This window comes from Nonomuraea sp. NEAU-A123, from assembly GCF_018603905.1.
Taxonomy (GTDB): Bacteria; Actinomycetota; Actinomycetes; order Streptosporangiales; family Streptosporangiaceae; genus Nonomuraea.
Window position 1 is genome coordinate 1 of sequence record NZ_JAHFZZ010000069.1, and the last position, 1,866, is coordinate 1,866.

Sequence of the window (1,866 nt, forward strand, 5' to 3'; positions counted from 1 at the left end):
CGGCGTCGGTGCCGATGGTGGTTTCGATCTCGCGTCGTAGTGGGGCCTGGCCGGTCAGTAGCCAGTAGGCCAGGGCGCCGACGCCGTACAGGTCGGACAGGCCGCTGGGGGCGGCGTCGGTGGCGCCGAGTTGCTCGGGGCTGGCGAACCATTTGGTGCCGCCGGGGGATACCGTGGAGACGCTCTTGCCGGCTTGGTGCAGTTGGGACATGCCCCAGTCGATGATCCTGATGTTGGCAGGGCCGTCCAGGACGATGTTCTGCGGCTTGATGTCGAGGTGGATGATGTCGCTCAGGGCGGCGGCCTGCAGCCCGGCCAGCACCTGATCCAGGACCTGCAGGCTCCACGCCAGCGAGACGCCGGCGCCTGCCCGTTGTTGGAGGTGGAGGTTGAGGCTGCCGGGCTGGTAGAGGGGTGAGATGAGGTAGACCGCTTGGGATCTGCGGTCCTGGCCGGAGTCGATGATCTGCCCGATGTGCGGGTTGTGCAGGCGCATGCCGCGTACTTCCCGCAGGAAGGTGCGGAACCGTTGGGGGTTGCTGTTGGCCTGGTGGAACACCTTGGCCACGACGGTGGTGGCGGGGTCGGCGAGTTCGTAGGCCTTGTACAGGGCGGCCATGGCGCTGGCGTCGGCGTTCAAGGGGGCGTAGATGCGCCAGCGGTCGTTGAGCACCATGATCGGTGCGGGGGCGTCGGCGGGTGCGGGCGCCGGCTGCGTGGCCTGGCCCGCCTGGCTTCTCCTGCGCCGCCGGGGCAGGTGCTGGCTGCGGGCACGTTGTAGCTTGGCCGAGGCGATGATCTGTGCTGAGGTGATGATCTGCTCGGCGTCGGTGCGGGCCTGAGCGATGATCGCGGCGGCCTCGATCTGGGCTTCGCGCACCATCTGATGGCGTAGCCGGTCCAGCTCGGTCGTTGTTGCGAGGGCGGGTGGGCCAGGGCGAGGTCGAGCGGTCGTTCCGCTGTCGGCTGGGAGAACAGACATAGGCACGCGAAGTCTTAGCGCGCTGCCGCAGGGCCGGACCCGGCCCTGTCCCGGACCTCGCCTGTCCCCGTGCCGGGGGTGGTGCCGTACATCGGGAAGCTGCGGTCCAGGCCGGTGAGGCGCAGCACCTTGGCCACCCGCGGGCGGGGCGCGGCCAGGGCGAGGGCGATGTCCAGGGATCTGGCCTGGCGTTGGACGCCGACAAGGGCGCTCAGCCCGGCGGCGTCGCAGAACGACACCCCGGACAGGTCGAGGATGAGCAGGCCGGTGTCGTGTTGCAGGGTGCGCAGCAGGCGTTCGCGCACCGCCTCGCGGGTGGCGAGGTCGAGCTCGCCGCGCAGGTGAACGATGGTGGCGGAGGCAGGGATGAGCCACAGACCTGCCCCGAGGCGGGGGTGGAGGGTGGTCATGGGGTTCTCCGATCGGGGGCATCACAGGATGCGGGCCTGGCGGCGATGGGGCTTCGCGATGAGGTCGAATGAGGTCGAACGAGGTCGGTGACCGTGCTGCGCAGGTGGCCGGCGGCACAACGCCGGGGGGTATCCCTCGGGGGCCGGTGGACTCATGAGTGAGCTGAGCCTGGAGGGTTAGCCGGGGCGTCTCGGTGCCTGCAGGTGGAGGCCGGGCGTCTGGCGCCAGCCGGTGAGCTCGAGCAGGCGTCGCAGATGTGGGGGCGCCGACCGCAGCGTCAGAACATGGTCGCCGTCGCTGTCGTGTAGAGCGGCGGCGGCGCTGACCAGGGCGCGCAGTCCGCCGACGTCGATGAACGCCAGGCCGCTCAGATCGACGCAGAAGCCGCGGCCGCTCGCCATCGAGCCGAGCGCCTGCCGCAGGTCGGGCAGGGTGGAGTGGTCGAGCTCGCCCTCGACCCACAGGCCCGCACG

Annotated in this window: 3 protein-coding genes; all 3 read right to left on the minus strand. The window is 70.5% G+C overall.

Features of this window, described 5'->3' with window-relative positions:
• A partial coding sequence (locus KLK06_RS59345) for a protein kinase (protein ID WP_214644739.1) occupies window positions 1-883 on the minus strand: 883 nt, incomplete at its 3' end.
• A 113-nt stretch (window positions 884-996) separates the two neighbouring features.
• Window positions 997-1,392 (minus strand): STAS domain-containing protein, encoded by a 396-nt coding sequence (locus tag KLK06_RS59350; protein ID WP_214644740.1) that lies wholly within the window; start codon window positions 1,390-1,392, stop codon window positions 997-999.
• Between the two features lie 177 nt (window positions 1,393-1,569).
• On the minus strand, window positions 1,570-1,866 hold a 297-nt coding region (locus KLK06_RS59355), incomplete at its 5' end, for an STAS domain-containing protein (protein WP_214644741.1).